Annotated in this window: 22 protein-coding genes; all 22 read left to right on the forward strand. The window is 32.9% G+C overall.

Going from position 1 to position 21,112, the window contains the following annotated elements:
* Nucleotides 1-183: 183 nt before the first annotated feature.
* Nucleotides 184-1,665, forward strand: coding sequence for a UDP-N-acetylmuramoyl-L-alanyl-D-glutamate--2,6-diaminopimelate ligase (locus NSA47_RS03315; protein ID WP_257529481.1), 1,482 nt, complete (start codon nucleotides 184-186; stop codon nucleotides 1,663-1,665).
* Entirely contained in the window at nucleotides 1,649-3,028 is a 1,380-nt protein-coding gene (locus NSA47_RS03320) for a UDP-N-acetylmuramoyl-tripeptide--D-alanyl-D-alanine ligase (RefSeq protein ID WP_257529482.1), read from the forward strand. The genes NSA47_RS03315 and NSA47_RS03320 overlap by 17 nt, the downstream gene beginning before the upstream one ends.
* Nucleotides 3,029-3,031: 3 nt before the next feature.
* Nucleotides 3,032-3,991 (forward strand): phospho-N-acetylmuramoyl-pentapeptide-transferase, encoded by a 960-nt coding sequence (mraY, locus tag NSA47_RS03325; RefSeq protein WP_257529483.1) that lies wholly within the window; start codon nucleotides 3,032-3,034, stop codon nucleotides 3,989-3,991.
* Between the two features lie 19 nt (nucleotides 3,992-4,010).
* Nucleotides 4,011-5,378 (forward strand): UDP-N-acetylmuramoyl-L-alanine--D-glutamate ligase, encoded by a 1,368-nt coding sequence (gene murD, locus NSA47_RS03330; protein ID WP_257529484.1) that lies wholly within the window; start codon nucleotides 4,011-4,013, stop codon nucleotides 5,376-5,378.
* 3 nt (nucleotides 5,379-5,381) lie between these two features.
* Complete coding sequence (gene spoVE / locus NSA47_RS03335; RefSeq protein WP_257529485.1) at nucleotides 5,382-6,485, forward strand: stage V sporulation protein E; 1,104 nt, start codon at nucleotides 5,382-5,384, stop codon at nucleotides 6,483-6,485.
* 154 nt (nucleotides 6,486-6,639) lie between these two features.
* Complete coding sequence (murA, locus tag NSA47_RS03340) at nucleotides 6,640-7,893, forward strand: UDP-N-acetylglucosamine 1-carboxyvinyltransferase (protein ID WP_257529486.1); 1,254 nt, start codon at nucleotides 6,640-6,642, stop codon at nucleotides 7,891-7,893.
* A 69-nt stretch (nucleotides 7,894-7,962) separates the two neighbouring features.
* Nucleotides 7,963-8,733: a cell division protein FtsQ/DivIB gene (locus NSA47_RS03345; protein ID WP_257529487.1), complete on the forward strand. Its 771-nt coding sequence runs from the start codon at nucleotides 7,963-7,965 to the stop codon at nucleotides 8,731-8,733.
* Nucleotides 8,734-8,746: 13 nt separating this feature from the next.
* The gene (locus tag NSA47_RS03350; RefSeq protein WP_257529488.1) at nucleotides 8,747-9,463 is read left to right on the forward strand and encodes a DUF881 domain-containing protein; all 717 of its coding nucleotides are present in this window, start codon (nucleotides 8,747-8,749) and stop codon (nucleotides 9,461-9,463) included.
* Nucleotides 9,464-9,480: 17 nt separating this feature from the next.
* The gene (locus NSA47_RS03355) at nucleotides 9,481-10,206 is read left to right on the forward strand and encodes a DUF881 domain-containing protein (protein ID WP_257529489.1); all 726 of its coding nucleotides are present in this window, start codon (nucleotides 9,481-9,483) and stop codon (nucleotides 10,204-10,206) included.
* Entirely contained in the window at nucleotides 10,203-10,544 is a 342-nt protein-coding gene (locus NSA47_RS03360) for a DUF1290 domain-containing protein (RefSeq protein ID WP_306811083.1), read from the forward strand. The genes NSA47_RS03355 and NSA47_RS03360 overlap by 4 nt, the downstream gene beginning before the upstream one ends.
* A gap of 138 nt (nucleotides 10,545-10,682) precedes the next feature.
* On the forward strand, nucleotides 10,683-11,741 hold the full coding sequence (ftsZ, locus tag NSA47_RS03365) for a cell division protein FtsZ (protein WP_257529490.1): 1,059 nt from the start codon (nucleotides 10,683-10,685) through the stop codon (nucleotides 11,739-11,741).
* A 176-nt stretch (nucleotides 11,742-11,917) separates the two neighbouring features.
* Nucleotides 11,918-12,823: a sigma-E processing peptidase SpoIIGA gene (gene spoIIGA, locus NSA47_RS03370; RefSeq protein WP_257529491.1), complete on the forward strand. Its 906-nt coding sequence runs from the start codon at nucleotides 11,918-11,920 to the stop codon at nucleotides 12,821-12,823.
* Between the two features lie 10 nt (nucleotides 12,824-12,833).
* Entirely contained in the window at nucleotides 12,834-13,574 is a 741-nt protein-coding gene (sigE, locus tag NSA47_RS03375) for an RNA polymerase sporulation sigma factor SigE (RefSeq protein WP_373370300.1), read from the forward strand.
* A 134-nt stretch (nucleotides 13,575-13,708) separates the two neighbouring features.
* Entirely contained in the window at nucleotides 13,709-14,479 is a 771-nt protein-coding gene (sigG, locus tag NSA47_RS03380) for an RNA polymerase sporulation sigma factor SigG (RefSeq protein WP_257529493.1), read from the forward strand.
* A gap of 112 nt (nucleotides 14,480-14,591) precedes the next feature.
* Nucleotides 14,592-15,047 carry a transcriptional regulator NrdR gene (gene nrdR, locus NSA47_RS03385; protein ID WP_257529494.1) on the forward strand — a complete coding sequence of 152 codons (456 nt, stop codon included), beginning with the start codon at nucleotides 14,592-14,594 and terminating at the stop codon, nucleotides 15,045-15,047.
* Nucleotides 15,048-15,201: 154 nt separating this feature from the next.
* Entirely contained in the window at nucleotides 15,202-16,317 is a 1,116-nt protein-coding gene (gene steA, locus NSA47_RS03390) for a putative cytokinetic ring protein SteA (protein WP_257529495.1), read from the forward strand.
* 13 nt (nucleotides 16,318-16,330) lie between these two features.
* Entirely contained in the window at nucleotides 16,331-17,200 is an 870-nt protein-coding gene (locus tag NSA47_RS03395; protein WP_257529496.1) for a copper transporter, read from the forward strand.
* A gap of 16 nt (nucleotides 17,201-17,216) precedes the next feature.
* A complete protein-coding gene (locus NSA47_RS03400) occupies nucleotides 17,217-17,894 on the forward strand; it encodes a glycosyltransferase family 2 protein (protein WP_306811086.1) in 678 nt (225 codons plus the stop codon).
* A gap of 4 nt (nucleotides 17,895-17,898) precedes the next feature.
* Complete coding sequence (locus NSA47_RS03405; RefSeq protein WP_257529497.1) at nucleotides 17,899-18,711, forward strand: glycosyltransferase; 813 nt, start codon at nucleotides 17,899-17,901, stop codon at nucleotides 18,709-18,711.
* Nucleotides 18,712-18,773: 62 nt separating this feature from the next.
* Nucleotides 18,774-19,862, forward strand: a complete 1,089-nt coding sequence (locus tag NSA47_RS03410; RefSeq protein WP_257529498.1) for a DUF3866 family protein — start codon at nucleotides 18,774-18,776, stop codon at nucleotides 19,860-19,862.
* Nucleotide 19,863: 1 nt separating this feature from the next.
* On the forward strand, nucleotides 19,864-20,391 hold the full coding sequence (locus NSA47_RS03415) for an NUDIX hydrolase (protein ID WP_257529499.1): 528 nt from the start codon (nucleotides 19,864-19,866) through the stop codon (nucleotides 20,389-20,391).
* A 67-nt stretch (nucleotides 20,392-20,458) separates the two neighbouring features.
* Entirely contained in the window at nucleotides 20,459-21,094 is a 636-nt protein-coding gene (gene spoIIM / locus NSA47_RS03420) for a stage II sporulation protein M (RefSeq protein ID WP_257529500.1), read from the forward strand.
* Nucleotides 21,095-21,112 lie beyond the last annotated feature (18 nt).

The following is a 21,112-nucleotide window of genomic DNA, read 5'->3' on the forward strand; positions in this document are numbered from 1 at the left end:
AAAGATGTGAAATGCAACTTGATAATTCATTAAGTTGCATTTCTACATTAGGTGAAAAATGACATGGAAACAACTCTTTTTCACTGCCATTATTAGAGAATATAATGAGAAATCAAGCATACATAGTTAAAAATGTGCAAATAATAGGCAAAGAGCCTTCTAATATAGAGGAGGATATATGCTTTGAACTTAAAAAAATTAATCCAAGGACTTGATATTGTATCCTGTGAAGGAGAAACCAATAGGGAAATAACGAGTATACACTATGATTCTAGAAAATGTCAAAAGAATAGCATGTTTATTGCTATAAATGGTTTTAACACAGATGGACATGAATATATATCAGAGGCAATAGAAAATGGTGCGACTACAATTTTATATAAAAATGAAGTGAATAAAAAGCAATCCCATATCACCTATATAAAAGTAAAAAACAGCCGTTTAGCCATGGCTACTTTATCCAATAGATTTTATGATTATCCCTCTAAAAAAATGAAGTTAATCGGTATAACAGGTACAAATGGCAAAACTACTATTTCTTTCTTATTGGGGGAAATTTTCAAACAATGGGGCGTAAAACTGGGGATAATCGGCACTTTAGGAAACTATCTAGGAGAAACTCTATATAAAGGAACCCATACAACTCCTGAATCCGTTGATTTACAACAAATTTTACATCAAATTAATGAAGAACATATTCCCTATACAGTTATGGAAGTATCTTCCCACTCTTTGGAGTTAAATAGAGTGGAAGACACAAATTTTGATATTGGAATCTTTACAAATTTATCTCAGGATCATTTAGATTTTCATAAAAATTTTCAAAACTATTTTCAAGCCAAGGCAAAACTTTTTCACATGACCGATAAAGCGAATATTATTAACGGAGATGATATATACGGGGAAAAATTAATCAGTCTTTCCAAGGGGAGAGAAATTCCCGTATATAGTTATGGTATTAAAAATAATTGTGATTTTGTGGCTAAAAATATTAAAATAGATAATAAGGGTGCCTTTTTTACTGTAAATATTGAAAATAATAGTGAAGGCTTTTACATAAATATTCCTGGCATTTTTAGTATCTACAATGCTTTAGCAGCAATTGTACTGGCTTATACAGAGGGAATACCCCTAGAAATAACAAGAAAGGCCTTGTCTAATTTACCTGGGGTACCAGGACGATTTGAAATGTTAGATACAAATACCCCTTATGGTATTATTATTGACTATGCGCATACTCCCGCCGGATTAGAGAATATTTTAAAAACCATAAGAGAATTTTCTAAGGGCAATGTAATTGTAGTCTTTGGATGTGGGGGAGATCGGGATAAAGGAAAGAGACCCATTATGGGAGAGGTTGCAGGTCTTTATGCTGACTTTATGATCATTACATCGGATAATCCAAGAAATGAGGAACCTTTATCCATTATAAAGGATATTGTTCCTGGAATTAAAAAAACTGGAAAACCTTATAAAATAATTGAAGATAGGAAAAGTGCTATTAAAAGTGCACTTGCTATAGGGAAAAAAGATGATATTATATTAATTGCAGGTAAAGGTCATGAAAGATATCAAATTATTCAAAATGAGATAATTCCTTTTGATGAAAAAAAAATAATTAACCAATTATTAGGTGAGGGTGAAGTAGATGCAAAAGATGACTAAAAACGAAATTATAAGGGCTGTAGAGGGTAATTTAATTCATGATGCAGAAGGAGAAACTATAAGTGGAATCTGTATAGATAGTAGGAGGGTAAAAAAGGGAGATTTGTTTATTGCCATTAAGGGTGAAAATTTCGATGGACACGAATTTATTCATCATGCCATAGAAAGCGGTGCTTCGGCATGTATAATTAGTGATCCAAATAAAAGGAATAAAAATGCGGATATGATTTTGGTTGAGAACACTCTCACAGCGCTTCAAAAGCTAGCTTTTCATTACAGAAAAAAGTTTACCATTCCATTTATTGCGATCACGGGAAGTAGTGGAAAAACAACCACCAAGGATATGATTGCTGCGGTTTTATCTCAGAAATATGATGTATTAAAAACCCAAGGGAACTATAATAATGAGATTGGCTTACCTTTGACACTTTTTCAATTAGAACCGCATCATGAAATTGCTGTCATTGAAATGGGAATGAGTGATCTAGGAGAAATTAGCACATTAGTACATATGGTATATCCAGATATAGCCGTAATAACCAACATTGGTTTAACCCATATCGAAAACTTAGGAACACAGGAAAAAATATTTGAAGCAAAAAAAGAAATATTAGAAACCTTAGGCACAAATCATATTGCCCTATTAAATGGTGATGATCAATATTTACAAGGGATAAATAGTGAGAAATATAGGGTTGCTCATATTGGTATAGAAGGGAAAAAACTTGGGTTAAAGGCCAGTAATATAATAAAAGATCAAAAGGAAGTAGCCTTTTCTGTAGAGGAAGGCAGGAAAAATATAGGAAATTTTAAACTAAGTTTACCGGGTATTCATAATATATATAATGGCCTGATGGCAATATATATAGGAAAACATTTTAACCTTTCCCAACAGGAAATTCAGCAAGGATTAGACAGATTTAAACCTAGTCAGATGAGAATGGATATATTTAAGGCTGGTGAAATCGAGGTAATAAATGATGTTTATAATGCCAATCCTGATTCCATGAATGCGGCTCTACAAGTGTTAAGGGATTTTAATAAATCCAGTAGAAAGATTGCCATTTTGGGGGATATGTTAGAAATGGGTGATTGGTCAAAGAAAGCACACGTTGAGATCGGCCATTATGTTTCAAAGATGGGGATAGAAGTTTTATTAACCCTCGGCGAGTACTCTTCCTATTATATACAGGGGGCAAGAAATGGAGGAATGCCTAAAAATCGAACATTGGCATTTTCATCCAATAGCGAAGTTATAGAATACTTGACATCTTTTATTGAAAATGGGGATGTGTTTTTAGTGAAGGGTTCCAGGGGATTAAAAATGGAGAAAATTGTAAATTTTTTACAAGAGAGGAGTTAGAGGATGCGACAATTAATATATGCAACAGTTATATCATTTATCATATCAATTTTAATAGGACCCATAATTATCCCTATACTGGAAAAATTAAAATTTGGACAAAGTATCCGAGAAGAAGGTCCGCAAAGTCATATTAAGAAAACTGGAACACCTACTATGGGTGGGATAATTATGATGTTCGCTGTATTTGTTACAAGTTTGTTATTTGCATGGAAAAATACCAATTTAATCATAGCGATGATTGTAACATTATCCTTTGGGTTAATAGGACTAATAGATGATTTTATTAAAGTAGTGTTAAAAAGAAATTTGGGATTAAGAGCTTATCAAAAACTAATCGGCCAACTGATAATAGGAGCTGTAGTGGCAATATATGCCGCTAATCATCCTTATATTGGAACTACACTTCTAATACCTTTTACATCTGAATATCTTAATTTAGGGATATTTTACATTCCCCTTACTATTTTTGTTGTAGTGGGTACAGCCAATAGCGTAAATCTAACAGATGGATTGGATGGTTTGGCTACAGGAGTTACATTGGTCGTTGCAGCTTTCTTTGCTATAGTCAGTTTAGGAAGTGGATATACTGGATTGAGCATTTTTTCTGGAACAATAGCAGGAGCATGTCTAGGATTTTTGAAGTTTAATGCCTATCCTGCACAGGTGTTTATGGGGGATACTGGCTCTATGGCACTTGGAGGAGCAGTTGCAGCTCTAGCTGTACTTACACGAATGCAACTTTTTCTCCCTCTCATAGGTGGTGTATATATGATTGAAGCTCTATCGGTAATTTTGCAGGTTTCCTTTTTTAAACTGACAGGAAAAAGGATTTTAAAAATGAGTCCTTTACATCATCATTATGAACTAAAGGGGAATCATGAAACTAAGGTTGTGGTTAGTTTTTGGATAGCTACTGCAATTTTGGCACTTATAAGTATGTTAGCATTATCCATATTTTAAATTGAAAAAGGGTGAATATATGATAGTTAGAAATAAAAACTTTCTTGTAATAGGAGTGGCCAAAAGTGGTATAGCTGTGACAAAATACTTACTGTCTAAAGGTGCCCATGTAGTATTAACTGACATCATGTCCAAAGAAAAAATAAGCACAGAGGTTGGCCAATTATTAAAACATCCTAATCTAAAAGGGATATTTGGGGAGCAGCCCCCACAATCTCTTTTAGTTAGCATAAATTATATTATTACAAGTCCAGGCGTACCTATGGATATCCCTATATTAGAAAGGGCAAGAAAAGAAAATATTGAGATTTTAAATGAGATAGAACTCTCTTATAGATTAATTTCCTCATGGACTATTGCTATAACGGGCACCAATGGTAAAACTACGACAACTTCCTTGGTAGGAGAAATAGTAAAGGCTTCTAAAAGGGAAACCTTTGTGGTGGGAAATATAGGAACCCCTATGATTTCCTTTATTGATAAAGCCACGCAAAATTCTTGTTTTGTAGTAGAGATAAGTAGTTTTCAATTGGAAGGAATTCAACAATTTCATCCTAAGATTTCAGCGATATTAAACATTACACCGGACCATTTGAATAGACATAAAACAATGGAGAATTATATCTTTACCAAAAGCAAGGTTTTCTCTAATCAAGTTGAGGGGGATATCACCATACTCAATGCGGATAATGTGAATACATTTTCCCTAGTGAATAGAACCAAGGGAAGAGTAGTATTATTTAGCAGAAGCCTATCCCTAGATGAGGGAGTTTGTATAAAGAGCAATGAGATTGTGGTTAAAGATCAAGGGAAAACCATACCTATATGTCCTATTTCTGAAATAAAAATGCCTGGCAGTCATAATCTGGAAAATGTATTAGCAGCTGTTGCGATTACCTATTATGCCAATATTCCTGTAGAAGTTATAAGAAGTGTGTTAAAGAAATTTAAGGGTGTTGAACATAGAATAGAGTTAGTAGAGACGATTAAGGGTATAGATTTTATCAATGATTCTAAGGGCACAAATCCAGAGGCTACCATTAAGGCTATAGAAGCCATGAGTAAACCCATTATTTTGATTGCAGGTGGAATGGATAAAGGAACTGATTTTACTGAATTGATCAGCTTCTTTCAAGGAAAGGTAAAGCATTTGGTATTATTGGGAGAGACTTCGGATCAAATTGAACATATTGCAAGGAAACAGGGGTACAATAATATAATTAAGGTAAGTAGTATGGAAAGTGCTGTTACAAAGTCCTATGAAATAGCGAATGAAGATGATGTTATCTTATTATCTCCTGCATGTGCTAGTTGGGATATGTTTAGTAGTTTTGAGGAGCGAGGAAACTTATTTAAAGAAATAGTAAGGTCTTTAAAGGGGGTTTAGTGTATGGCTAAAAAAAATCCTGCTGATTTTATTATTATTTTTTCAGTTGTTTTATTAACATCGCTGGGTATTATTATGGTATTTAGTGCTAGCCAATATTCTGCGGGGATAAGATTTAATGATGATTTTTACTTCCTAAAGGGGCAGCTACGGTGGGCAGTCTTAGGATTCATTGTCATGGGAGTTGCATCAAAATTTCCTTATAAAAAGCTGCGTAAGTTTTCAAAAATTATTTTGTTAATTTGTATTATATTGCTGATAGTGGTATTAATTCCTGGATTAGGCAGAAATGTAAAAGGTGCTACAAGATGGATTGGCATAGGACCTTTTACTCTCCAACCATCGGAAGTTGTAAAGCTGGGTATGATTATATTTATGGCAGATAGTCTATCCAAGAAAAGAGAGGAAATTAGGACTTTTTCCAAGGGGATTTTACCCTATTTAGCTCTGGCTTTGTTAGTCTGTGGCCTAATTTTTGTAGAACCAGACTTAAGTACATCGGTTGTAGTCGCAGGAATAATTTTTGCAATGATGTTTGTAGCGGGTGCAAACTTAAAACATATAGTGGGGTTGGGCAGTCTATCTATTCCCGTTTTGGGTGTTTTAATAGCCACAGCAAGTTATAGATTAAAAAGGTTTACCTCTTTTTTAAATCCATGGGAAGATATAGCTGGAGATGGCTATCAGGTGGTACAATCTTTATTGGCGCTGGGTTCAGGGGGATTATTTGGTCAAGGCCTGGGAAATGGAAAGCAGAAGCTTTTATATATACCTGAAGCACAAAATGACTTTATACTTGCTCATATTGGTGAGGAATTGGGCCTCATTGGCACAGTAACCATATTGTTCCTATTTATGTTATTGATATGGAGAGGGATTAGAATTGCCCTCCATGCTCCAGATATGTTTGCTTCATTATTTGCCTGTGGTATAGTATTTATGATTGGATTTCAGGTTCTAATTAATGTTGCCGTAGTAACTTCTTTTATGCCTGTTACAGGAATGCCGCTACCCTTTATTAGTGCGGGAGGATCATCTTTGGTGTTTTTATTGGGTGGAATTGGAGTCTTATTGAATATTTCAAGGTATACTAAGTTGGACTCTTAGAGAGAAGTAAATATCTCGTCGATATCTATTGAAAAAGCTGTTTGCCTAAATGTTTCAGTCACACCTAAACAGGAAGTGCATATTATAATTATAGATTATTTCTTTTAATAAATATTGAAATAATTATATGGGCTTCTCGGAGGTGTAAATAAACATGAGCCAATTCTATATTAAAGGTGGCTTGCCATTAAAAGGAGAGGTAGAAGTACATGGGGCAAAAAATGCTGTCTTGCCCATTTTGGCAGCTGTGATATTAAATGAGTCAGAAAGCATTATTCATAATGTGCCTAATTTGAAAGATGTAAGAACAATGATACTCATTCTTGAATCCATGGGTTGTACTATAAAAAGAGAAAAAAACACCCTAATCGTCGACTCCAGTTCTATTCATACCAACGAAGTACCAGAAGATTTAGTCAGAGAAATGCGTTCCTCCATCATTTTATTGGGAGCTATATTGGCTAGACATAAACAGGCTAAGTTTTCTTATCCTGGTGGATGTGATATTGGACTAAGGCCAATTGATTTGCATTTAAAAAGTCTAAAGGCCCTTGGAGCAGAAGTGAAGGAATCCCATGGATATATTTATTGTAAGTCTAGCAAATTAAAAGGAGCACATATACAATTAGATTATCCTAGTGTAGGAGCTACAGAAAACATAATGTTGGCAGCATCTTTAGCAGAAGGGATTACGATCATCCGCAATGCAGCAAAGGAACCAGAAATTCATGATTTGCAAGAGTTTATCAACGAAATGGGGGGCAAAGTAAAAGGTGCTGGTAGCAACACGATAATCATTGAAGGAGTAAAAAAATTAAATAAAGTAGAATACACAATTATGCCCGATAGAATTGTAGCAGGAACCCTAGCCGTGGCTACAGCTATAACTCAAGGAGAAGTGGTATTAAAAAATGCACAGATTGAACATATTCGATCAGTTATTTCTAAATTGGTAGAGGCAGGCTGCACGATCTATGAAGAAAAAAAGAATATTATCGTCAAAGCACCGGAAAAGTTAATGGCTATAGAAACCATTAGAACTTTACCCTATCCAGGTTTTCCCACAGATATGCAGGCCCAAATGATGGCTCTTATGACAGTAGCCGAGGGAATTAGTATTTTTACCGAGACAATATTTGAAAATAGATACAAACATGCAGCACAGTTAATTAGAATGGGTGCCAATATAAAAATAGATGGGCGAGTTGCCATTGTTGAAGGCGTGAAAAAACTAACAGCAACTCGTGTAAGTGCTATGGATCTAAGAGGTGGAGCAGCTTTAGTTCTAGCAGGTCTTGTGGCTGAAGGGGAAACCATAGTAGAAAATATTTATCATGTAGACAGGGGATACGATAGATTCGAAAACTGTTTGCAGAGTTTAGGAGCATCAATTGTACGTAAAAATTAATAAAAGTAGCCTTAGCTACTTTTATTAATAAAAAATAGGACAAGATATTGGATTTATGGAGAGATGAGGATGTCGCAAAAATATAATAGAATGAGAAATTATAAACAATATAAAAGAATTACAAGAAGAAAATATGGTATAATGGCATTAGTTTTATTATTTTTTGTTCTTCTTACAATTTCATTTTTGCTATATACTGATTTTTTTGACATTAAAGAGGTTAATATAATAGGAAATGATTATGTAAGTGAGAAAGAGATTCTAAGAAATGGAGATTTAAATATTGGTGCAAACATATTTAAATTTAATAAAAAGAAGATTCAAGAACAAATTGAAAGACATTCTCTTATTAAAACAGCTGAAATAACTAGAAAATATCCCAATAGGATAAATATAGAGGTGTTGGAGAGGGAAGTCATTGGTATAATACCTTTTGAAGATGGAAGTTTTATTTATATCGATCAAGAGGGGGTAGTATTGAAAAAATATGACATATTAAATACCTATCATAGCCCTCTGATCACAGGTTTAGAGAATATAAGCTTCATTGTTGGAAATCCAATTGACATTCAACCTAGTTGGCTGGCAGAATCTCTATTAGATATTTTATCAAGACTAAAAGATAATAAATTGATTGAGAAAGTTTCAGAGGTTAATGTATTAGAAGATAATACAATACAAATATATACTAAAGATGGCAGTGTAATAAAGATTGGCGATGCAAAAACAATGGAAAAAAAGATGGATTTTTTAAAAGCATTTTTATCAGAAACTCATCCTAAAAGCATTATAGATATAAGCCACGGAGGAGATCCTGTGTCTAAGCCTCGCGCTAACTAGAGGAGGGATTGATATGAAAAAAATATTAAAGGGCCAAGTAGAGATTGCGTTTATTTGTATTATAATAGGTTTAATGCTAGTCATGCAGTATAAATCCGTTACCCAACTGGGTGGATCGGTATCTACAACTAGAGCTCAGGAATTGGCAGGACAATTAAATCAATTAAAAAAACAAAAAGAAAATCTTACTTCTAAAGTAAGTGCTTTAGAAAAAGAAATTAACCAATATGAAGATCAAGTAGCACAGGATAATAAAATGGTAGAAAATCTAAGAACAAATACTAGGGAAGCAAGGATGATTGCAGGATTATCGGATGTTAAAGGACCTGGTATAACGATCACATTAGATTATACACCCTTAGAGGGAGAAGAAGGATTTGACCCTTTCCTTGTATATCCTGAATACTTATTATTATTATTAAATGAGTTAAATTCTTCAGGAGCAGAAGCCGTATCCATAAATGACCAGAGAATTATTTCCACATCAGAAATACGGTTAGCTGGCAATCATATTGTAATCAACGGGGAAAAGTTTTCTAGACCTTTTGTATTTAAAGCAATTGGCGACAGTCAAACATTACAATCAGCTATACAGCTAAGAGGTGGAATTGTGGAATTATTAAATTCTAACTATATTCAAGTGAATATAAAAAGAGAAGAGGAAATGAATATTCCAAGATACAATGGAGTAATTGAATTAGATTATGCAAAGCCAGTAGAGGATCAATAATGGCGGGAGGGCCATAAATGAGAAATAATAATAAACTATGGATTATTATGATTACTTTTATGATTACCGGTATAATTACGAGTATACAGTTTAAACAGGATAAAAACAGGACCGATATTATCACTATGAAATCCCTGTATGAAGAACAAAAAAATATCGATAATGAAAATTTAGAAATAGAAAGATTAGGAAAAACCCTTGTGGAATTAGAAGAAAAATTAAAGAGCTATCAATCAAAGGAATATGGAGATGAAGATATTGTTTCTTCCCTAGAAGAAGAATTGGAAGCCAATAAAATAGCAGCGGGTTTTAAGGAATTGCAGGGTCCAGGTATAAGCATACATATGAAAGATAGTGAACAATTGGGCGATGCACAAGATGTCATGAATTTTGTTATTCATAATAGCGATGTCCTGCAAATAATTAATGATCTTAGGAGTGGAGACGCGGAACGAATAGCTATTAATGGATCACCGGTAGGATGGGATTCAGAAATTGATTGCAATGGGGCAACGATAAGAGTAGGAAATGATATTTTTGCACCTCCTTTTATTGTGGAAGCTATTGGAGATCCTCAAAAATTAGAAGGAATATTAAATGCTCCCAATAGTATAGTACAATTAATGAAAATTTGGGATATACAAATTGATATACAACAAGTAGATAACATTACAATCAGAGGGATTAATTCGACCCCAACATATAAATATCTAAAAAAAGATGAGGAGGGTGACAAAAGATGATACTGCCATTAATTGGTCTTCTTATAGGGATTGTTTTGGGTTTTATTATTCCTTATAGTGTACCTTTAATATATTCTTCCTATATGTCAATAGCGGTACTTGCGGCTTTAGACTCAGTATTTGGTGGAATTAGGTCTAGTTTAGAACAAAAATTTGATAGCAATATTTTTATTTCTGGATTTTTCGGTAATACAATATTAGCAGCATTTTTGGCCTATGTCGGAGATCGGCTAGGTGTGCCCTTGTATTATGCTGCTATATTTGCTTTTGGAACTAGGCTCTTCCAAAATTTTGCCATTATCAGAAGACATTTAATAAAAAATATACTTAAAAAGTGAAATTTCTTAATAAAAAAAGAGGAAAAAATCTAATTATGTTGAATTAATTAATATTAGAAGCAAAGAAAATAATATTAAACATTGACGCAATATACTAGTTATAATCATTTCACGTCCAACAAAAGGGAGGTCTCAATTGTGCTAGAATTTGATATGGATTTACAACAATTTGCTCAAATAAAGGTCATTGGTTGCGGTGGCGGAGGAAATAACGCAGTAAATAGAATGATTGAAGCTGGGCTTCAAGGAGTGCAGTTTATTGCTCTTAATACAGACAAACAAGCTTTGGTGTTATCTCAAGCTGAGCATAAAATCCAAATTGGAGAAAAAATTACAAAGGGATTAGGTGCAGGTGCTAATCCAGAAATTGGTCAAAAATCCGCTGAGGAAAGTAAGGAAGAGATTTACAAAGTATTGGAAGGCGCAGATATGGTATTTATTACCGCAGGTATGGGCGGGGGTACAGGAACTGGAGCTGCACCTGTTGTCGCGTCTATAGCAAAAGAATTAGGAATTTTAACTGTGGGTGTGGTCACAAAACCTTTTACCTTTGAAGGCAGAAAAAGAATGGTACATGCAGAAAAGGGAATTGAGGAGTTAAAGTCTAAAGTAGATACTTTAGTAACCATTCCCAATGATCGCTTATTGCAAGTTGCTGAAAAGAAAACATCCCTAGGGGATGCTTTTAAAATAGCTGATGATGTTTTATTACAAGGGGTGCAGGGTATCTCTGACTTAATCGCAGTACCAGGGCTTATTAATCTTGATTTTGCCGATGTTAAAACCATTATGGAAGATACGGGCTTAGCTCATATGGGAATAGGTCGAGCAAGTGGTGAAAATAGAGCTACTGAAGCTGCACAAATGGCTATACATAGTCCATTATTAGAAACATCAATTCAAGGTGCTAAGGGTGTGCTTTTAAATATCACTGGCGGTTCACAATTAGGACTCTTTGAAGTAAATGAGGCAGCTGAGCTTGTGGCTCAAGCAGCAGATCCAGATGTAAACTTAATATTTGGAGCAGTTATTGATGAAAGTCTTCAAGATGAAATGAAGATCACTGTTATTGCAACAGGATTTGAAAATGTGGTCAGCCAATCCTTTGATGAAGTTGCTGCTACCATTAATAAGACTTCAAAACAATTAAAAAGTGATAATCTAGATATACCAACTTTTTTAAGAAAACATAATTAATCGTAGATATTCGCAGAATAGACCTAAGGTCTATTCTTTTTTTTTTCATAAATTAACCTTTTTCGACGTCTTGAAGTGACAAATTTCTAATATTAGTTCAGATATAATAAACATAAAATATTATGGAAAAGCATATTTTTAAATAGGGGAATCATTATATATAAAGGTGTGAGACTGTGACTTATATCTATGGAGATATTATAGTTGTAGAAAACTTTATTATAAATTTTATTATCATTTGGCTTACAGTAAGATTTAGTAAAATAAGGACTCATGTATGGAAAATATTAATAGGTGCTTTTATAGGAGCGGCATATACTTTATTAATTTATTTTCCTTTATTAAATATTTTTAATGAAATAACTATGAAGATTTGTCTATCCATTATAATCATTATCGTAGTATTTACACCCAAAAAGATAAAAGACTTTATCAGGCCCTTTGCTATATTCTATTTAATATCCTTCATTTTTGGGGGCTCTGCTTTTGCTTTAATATATATGACCCAATATGGTGGTTTATCATCTAAAGGTTTTTTTTATGTATCCAAATTTCCCATAAGTTTGTTACTTATAACTTGTTTGTTGAGTTATTTTCTGATAAAAGTTTCCTGGGATTATATACAAAGTAAAATATCTAAAGACAATATTCTTACCAATATACATATAGATATCGATGGCAAAGTAAAGGAACTAAAGGGTTTATTTGATACTGCTAATTTTTTGAATGATCCTATTTCAAAATCACCAGTGATTGTAGTAGAATACAGCATAATTAAAGATGTTCTACCTATAGAAATAAGAGAAATTTTTAATGAAAACCAGGAAAAAGACTTTGAACATATTTCACAGGTATTGATTCATTCAGATTGGATAAATCGCTTTAGAATGATTCCCTTTACCTCCCTAGGAGAAAAAAATGGACTACTGGTAGGATTTAAAACCGATAAGATAACAATTGTTGAGAAAGAAAAAAATAAAGAGGTTAATAATGTAATCATGGCAATATATAATCAAAAGTTAAGCAATGAGGGAGAGTATAATGCATTATTAAATCCAGAAATATTAAACATACAAACATAGGGGGATGGACATGAAAAAAAGAATTAAAATATTATTATTGAAACTTAAAATATTATATGTAAAAATACTTCACAGATTAAACTTAAAAGGTGAGGATGAAATATTTTACATAGGTGGGAGTGAAGCATTACCTCCTCCTTTGACACTGGATGAGGAACAATATCTTATTGCTCATTTAAAAAAGAAAAATAATAATGGATCAATAAAAACAATCCTAATTGAAAGAAATCTAAGGCTAGTGGTTTACATTGCACGGAAATTTGAAAATACTGGAATAGGTGTTGAAGATTTAATTTCAATAGGAACTATAGGGCTTATTAAGGCAGTAAACACCTTTGATCCTGATAAAAATATAAAATTAGCCACATATGCATCGAGATGTATTGAAAATGAAATACTTATGTTTTTACGTAGGAATAATAAGATACGTCTAGAGATATCCTTTGATGAACCTCTAAACATAGATTGGGATGGAAATGAACTTCTCCTTTCTGATATTTTAGGTACAGAAAATGATATTATTCATAAATGCCTAGAGGAAGAAGTCGATAAAGAATTACTTCAAATTGCCATGAATAAACTAAGTGAAAGAGAAAAAAGAATCATGGAATTACGCTTTGGACTAATGGATGGTGTTGAAAAGACTCAAAAAGAAGTTGCAGATATGCTGGGTATTTCCCAGTCCTATATATCTAGATTGGAAAAAAGAATTATTAAAAGACTGAAAAAAGAAATAAGCAGAATGATATAGACACCCATTAAACCTTCTATAATATTATAGAAGGTTTTTTATTGAATAAATTACCATATAAAAATTGAATAATTACATTCCTAGGGGCAATAATCTAGATATTAAAGGTGAAGAGAAAGGAATGACAAAATACCGTGACAAATAAAGTTGAAATATGTGGAGTAAACACTTCAAAACTGCCTGTGTTAACAAATAAAGAAATGAGAAAATTATTTGATCAAATACATCAGGGAGATTATAAAGCACGAGAAACCTTTGTGCAAGGAAATTTGAGATTAGTTTTAAGTGTAATTCAAAGATTTAATAATAGAGGAGAAAATTTGGATGACCTATTTCAAGTAGGTTGTATAGGTCTTATAAAAGCAATAGATAATTTTGATTTAAGTCAAAATGTAAGATTTTCTACTTACGCTGTACCTATGATTATAGGGGAAATTAGAAGGTATTTGAGAGATAATAATCCTATTAGAGTGAGTAGGTCCTTAAGAGATATAGCCTATAAAGCACTACAAGTTAGAGACCAGTTGATTAATAAAAACAACAAAGAACCCACGCTAACTGAAATTTCCAAAGAATTGGGAATGTCTCAGGAAGAAGTAGTCTTTGCTCTAGATGCCATACAAGATCCTATCTCATTATTTGAACCAATATACCATGATAGTGGAGATGCCATTTTTGTTATGGATCAAGTAAGTGATGAAAAAAGTCAGGATGAAATATGGTTAGAAAATATAGCCCTACAAGAAGCTATGCAAAGATTAAATCATAGGGAGAAATTAATACTAAATTTAAGGTTTTTTGAAGGAAAAACCCAGATGGAAGTTGCAAAAGAAATAGGTATCTCCCAGGCACAAGTTTCTCGGCTGGAAAAGACCGCCTTAGGTCAGATGAGAAAACATATTTAATGGACGTGAGATTACTCATAATGATGTGAAACAGAGGGGTTTGAGAAGAATGGACAATTCTAAATAGGTATTGTATAATGAGTCCAGAAGGAAATTCAAGGAGGAATTCATTGTGAAATGTCCATTCTGTAATTCAATTGAAAGTAAGGTAGTTGACTCAAGACCCACAGAAGATGGAAGTGTTATACGAAGACGAAGAGAATGTATACAATGTCTTAAACGGTTTACCACCTATGAAAAAATAGAGGACATACCTTTAATGGTTATCAAAAAAAATGGTCATAGAGAACCTTACAATCAGAATAAAATAATGAACGGAGCCTTAAAGGCCTGTGAGAAAAGGCCAGTATCCCTTGGACAACTAGAGAAAATTGTGGAAAGAATTGAAAAAAGATTATATAATACCATGGAAAAGGAAATATCTAGTAACTATATTGGGGAACAATTGATGATGGAGCTTAAGGAGCTAGATGAAGTAGCTTATGTAAGATTTGCTTCAGTATACCGACAATTTAAGGATATCAATACCTTTATGGAAGAATTGAATATATTGTTAAAGGAAAAATAAAACCTCATAGGACGGTTGTCTTATAAGGTTTTATTATTTGATCGTAATGATCATTGTTATAAAAAAGGTTGGTTGTGTTACAATATATAAAATAGGCTTTCATAGTAAAATATTGAAAACTCTTGAATAAAGTATTCTGTGGAGGGGTTTATTGGTGAAAGGTATAGCAAGAGTAGATAAAAAGACTAAAGATTTGGCAAAAAGAATAAGGCCAGGAGAGATTGCTATTATCAAGCATAGGGATATTGATGAAGTTGCGGCAGAATCCTTAGTTAATGCCAAAGTGAAACTTGTCATAAATTTGGATAAATCCATCAGCGGTAAATATCCAAACCTTGGTCCTAAAACTTTAATAGGGTCTAATATCGCAATTATTGATGAAGCTAGCAAGGACCTTATGGAGAAAATTAATGAAGGAGAAGAAGTAGAAGTTATAGAAAATAAAATATTTAAAAGTGGAGAGCTCATAGGAGAAGGGAGATGGCTTACTAAGGAGGATGTTCAACAACAAACCGAGGAAGCCAAGAAAAATATCGCCCATGAATTGGATAAATTCATTGAAAATACGTTAGAATATGCAAAAAAAGAGAAGGATATTATTTTAAATGGAATTTCTATTCCCAATATGAAAACTCAGATAAAGGATAGACATGTTGTTGTGGTTGTGCGGGGGCAGAACTATAAAGAGGATCTAAGTATTTTACAATCCTATATCAGGGAAGAGAAACCAGTTTTAATTGGAGTAGATGGGGGAGCAGATGCACTGATAGAATTTGGACATAAACCCCATATTATTGTAGGAGATATGGATAGTGTCAGTGATGAGGCACTTAAAATTTGCGATGAAATTGTTGTACATGCATATCCTGATGGTAGAGCTCCTGGTATGGAAAGAATAAATAAATTAAATCTGGAAGCTAAAGTAATACCTGCCCCTGGGACAAGTGAGGATATTGCTATGCTGATTGCCTATGAAAAGGGTGGAGATTTAATTGTTGCATTAGGAAGCCATTCCAATATGATTGACTTTTTGGAAAAGGGAAGAAAAGGTATGGCTAGTACTTTTCTAGTGCGTTTAAAGATTGGATCTAAATTGATTGATGCTAAGGGTGTTAATAAGTTATATCATACAGGAGTGAAAATAAAATACATATTTGCTTTAGTTTTATCAGCTTTATTGCCAATTATTATTATCTCAATGTATTCACCCATTATTCAATATTTGTTAAAATTGTTTCAGATGCGATTGAAAATTTTATTTGATTTTTAAGGGAGAGAATATCATGTTAAACATTAGATATCTAATCGTTTCATTAGCAGCCGTATTTCTTGCTTTGGGAATAGGTATTTTTATAGGATTCATGTTTGATGGGCAAGAGATATTTATTAATCAACAGGAGACATTAGTTCGTCAGCTAGAATCTAAATTTGGTGAAATTAGAGAAGAAAAAGAAGTCTTGGAAGAAGAAATTGAATTACAAAGAAAACAACTTAAAAACTATGAGGAATATAGTGAAAATACTTTACCCCTTTTAATTAATACCAAACTACAGGATACCAATATTGCAATCATCGAAACAAATGATGATTACATTTATAATGGAATCATTTCGCCTATAGAAAAGGCACAAGGGAATATAACTTCCATTACATATGTTAAAAAAGACTTTTTACTAGAGGATTCTAAGATGTTAGAAGAAGTATATGATTATTTTGTGAATAAAAAAGGCATAAGTATTGATAAGAATAATTTTATACAATACTTATCAGATGAATTAGCCAGAGCAATATTAGATCAGGATGAAGAAATCTTACAATATTTAAAAGAAAAAGAAATCATTGAAATTAAAGGTGATTATAGTAGTACCATAGATTATTTTATTATTGCGGGTGGAAGCGCTTCGGAAAAAACAAAAACCATTGAAAAAATAGATATTCCTTTTATTAAAAAAGCAAAGCAATACAATATCCCTATAGTAGGGATAGAGCAGAGCAATGTCAGATATTCTTATATGGATGCCTATAGAAAGGAAAAGATTTCTACAATTGATAATGTAGATACTATTATAGGTCAATATTCTTTAATCCAGGTAATGCAGGGACAAGAGGGTAATTTTGGCTTTAAAACTTCAGCAGATAGACTTATACCATAAAAAGCGAGGTAGAACAATGATAAAAAAAACGGTGACCATTCTAATTCCTGCATTTAATGAGGAGGAGCGAATTGGTAATACATTAAAACCATTGTTAAATAGCAAATGGATAGACGAAATCATTATTATAGACGATGGTTCTAGTGACTATACAGCTAAAAAAGCGAGAGAATATAATGTCATTGTGAGTAGATTAGAAAAAAACATGGGAAAAGGATGGGCTTTACAGCATGGCATTAAGCAAGCTACCGGTGATATTATAGGATTTTTAGACGCTGATGTAGAAGAAAGTTCAATAGAAATTGAAAAGCTTATTAAACCAGTTGCTAAGGGGGAGTGTGATGTTACCATTGCACAGTTTCCTTCTGCCAAGAAAAAAGGTGGTTTTGGGTTAGTAAAAAACCTTGCAAAATGGGGGATTTATTACTATACCAAAAAATCCATTACGTCATCCTTATCAGGACAAAGAGTATTTAATCGAGAGGTATTGGAAAAGATAAAACTTCCCGAGGGAGGGTATGGCGTAGAAGTGGAAATGACCATAGACATACTTAATCAGGGATATAAAATTTTGGAAGTTCCAGTTCAAATGAAACATGCTGAAACAGGCAGGGACTTAAAAGGATTTCTTCATAGGGGGAAGCAATTTTTACATATTTTTTTAGCCTTATTAAGGTATTCCCAAAAGAGGTGATAAGATGTTAATTCATTTTTTTATAATTATTATAACAGTATTAAATGCAATTGTTATGACCCATTTAATCTATAATATGTTAGGAAATTCTAGGGCTAAGGGAAAAAACTATCGTGGAGAGGAAATTCCTGTTGGCATGGGGATGGTGTTTTCTTTATCCCTCTTCATCCCTTTTATTCTTTATAATTTATATTTTCAATGGGGAGAGACACTTCACATTTTTATTTTAGGTATTATAGGTATGTCCTTTATAGGCATTATTGATGATTTATTAGGAAGTCGGGACACTACAGGATTGAAGGGACATATCGGGAAACTTTTTCATATGCAGCTAACTACAGGTGGGCTTAAAGCCCTAATGGGTGGGATAATATCTATATATGTGACGAGTTCATTTTCCAATAATATTTTCATTATACTTCTTAATGCCCTTATCCTATCACTATTTACCAATCTAATAAACTTATTGGATCTTAGACCTGGGCGAGCGATAAAGGGATATCTATTTTATTCCCTAATCCTTTTGGGCCTATTTTATAATCAGGAAACTGTGTATTTACTTATTATTTCATCTATACCAGTAATCATTTATTTCCCTAAGGATTTAAAAGCAAAGGCCATGATGGGGGATGTTGGATCTAATGCTCTTGGGTTTATATTAGGATTTTGTACAATCCTATATTTTACCAATATCCTCAAGCTAATCATCTTATTTTTACTAATTTGTATACATATCTATGCAGAAAAATCATCGATTACAAAATTAATTGAAAGAAACCCTATATTACATTTTATAGATCAGTTAGGAAGAGGATAAAAGACATTAATTTATGTAAAAATTAAGATAAAAATATTTTTTAGGAATGAGGTAGGAATTATATGCTGGATAGAGAAATAGGTACGGTAATAGAAATATTATTTGAGGATGAAGATTTTCAGGAACTGATTGTATCTATAGGGGAATTCAATGCTAAGGCAATGAATTATATTTCCCTTTCAGGAAAATGTAACATAGGCAATAAAGTATTGCTAAACACCACAGCTGTAAGATTGCAATTGGGAACAGGAGGATACCATTTTGTTATTGCCAATCTAGATAAGGGTGAAGATATACAAAAAAAGACAGGTCATATTATGAAAATGAGATATACACCTCTGCAATTGGTCACTCCAACCATGGAAGAACAAGATAGTCCATATCATGAGGCCATAAATTCTTTTCATTCTTTAGAAGGCATACCCGTCATTGTAGGTTCTTTACACAGTATGCTGGCACCAGCAATAACCATGATAAAATACCATAATCCTAAAATTAAAATAACATATATCATGTCTGATGGTGCAAGTTTACCCATGACCATGAGTAAGACGGTAAAAAGTCTAAAAAGTAAAAACCTTATTGATTCTACGATAACTTATGGACATGCTTTTGGTGGAGATTATGAGGCTGTAAATGTATATACTGCCCTAATAGGCGCTAAGGAAGTAACCCATTGTGATATTGCAATTGTTACAATGGGACCTGGTATAGTAGGGACAGGTACAAAATATGGCTTTACAGGGGTAGAACAAGGAAATATTATTGATGCGATAAATACTTTGCAAGGCTTTCCTATAGCCATTCCTAGAATAAGCTTTGCCGATCGAAGATCTCGCCACTGTGGATTGAGCCATCATTCAATTACCACCCTTACTCATATTGTGAATAGTTCATGCCTTGTGGCTTTTCCAGAAATAAAAGACAATGAGAAAATGGGAATAATTGAAGAACAAATAAAAAACAATAGGATAGCAGAATTACATTCCATTCAGTTTAAGAATGTTGATCATTTAGAAAGAGTATTGCTAGAAAATGAAATAAAAGTCTCGACTATGGGGAGAAACTATATGCAAGACCCAGAATTTTTTAATAGTGCAGCTGCTGCAGGCTTAATCGCCCTAGAAAAATTAAATACAAAGGGGAAGTAATATGAAGTATTATGAAAAAACCATTCATAGTGAGGAAATATTTGAAGGAAAAATAATCAATGTAAGACTTGATGATGTATTACTTGTAAATGGAAAAACATCAAAACGTGAGATTGTACACCACAATGGCGGGGTGGCAATATTGCCCATGCTTACAGAAAATAAAATATTTCTTGTCCGACAGTTCAGAAAGCCCATTGAAAGTGAACTTATTGAATTACCAGCAGGCAAACTAGAAAATAATGAAGATCCAGTAAAATGTGCTCTAAGAGAATTAGAAGAAGAAATTGGGTATAAAGCCGGCAAGATAGAGAAAATAAGCTCTATATATACTTCACCAGGTTTTGCAGATGAAATCATTCATATTTTTGTTGCCAGTGAATTGAGTAAGACAACAATCAATAGAGACGAGGATGAATTTATGGATATTCTAGAATTAGATATCAAGGAGGCTGTTAAAATGATTCACGATGGACGAATAGTCGATGCAAAAACCATTGTGGGTATATTATCCTATATATCAAAATAATAAACTTCTCTAATCATATTCCCCCCTTTCTTTGCATATTTTTAAAACATAGGAAGGGGGTTTTATTTTGAAAAAGTTAAAAGCTATTATTGAAAAGCATATACGTGCTCATATTCCTATTTATTTTATTTCTATTTTAATTTTCACCATAGGAATTGTTGCAGGGACCTACACTGTGAAAGCTCTACCGGATCCACAAAAAGTAGAATTAATACAATATTTGAAGGGTTTTTTTCAATTATTGAAAAATGAGGATATTGATAATTATCAGTTACTATTTCAATCTATTTTCAATAATCTAAAATTATTTCTACCTATATGGTTGATCGGCTTAACATTAATCGGGACACCGATAATTTTATTAATTTTGGGTTTTAGGGGCTTTATATTAGGATTTACTTTGGGCTTTCTTATTGATGAATTATCATTAAAGGGAGTAATGTTTATCCTATTGACCATCATTCCCCAAAACCTATTTCATATTCCAGGGCTCATTGGTATTGGAGTATTTGCTATTAGTTTTTCCAATTTTATCTTTAAAAATAAAATTAAAAAGCAACCAATTCATAATTTAAAAAGCCAGATCTGGACCTATACCATTATTATGCTGTCTATAGCTCTCTTGTTAGTAATAGGAAGTTTAGTGGAGGCTTATATTACGCCAATATTCATGAAAATATTATCACCTAATCTAATATTATGACAGTAATGATGAAAGATA

It is taken from the genome of Irregularibacter muris, from assembly GCF_024622505.1.
GTDB classification, from domain to species: Bacteria; Bacillota; Clostridia; order Eubacteriales; family Garciellaceae; genus Irregularibacter; species Irregularibacter muris.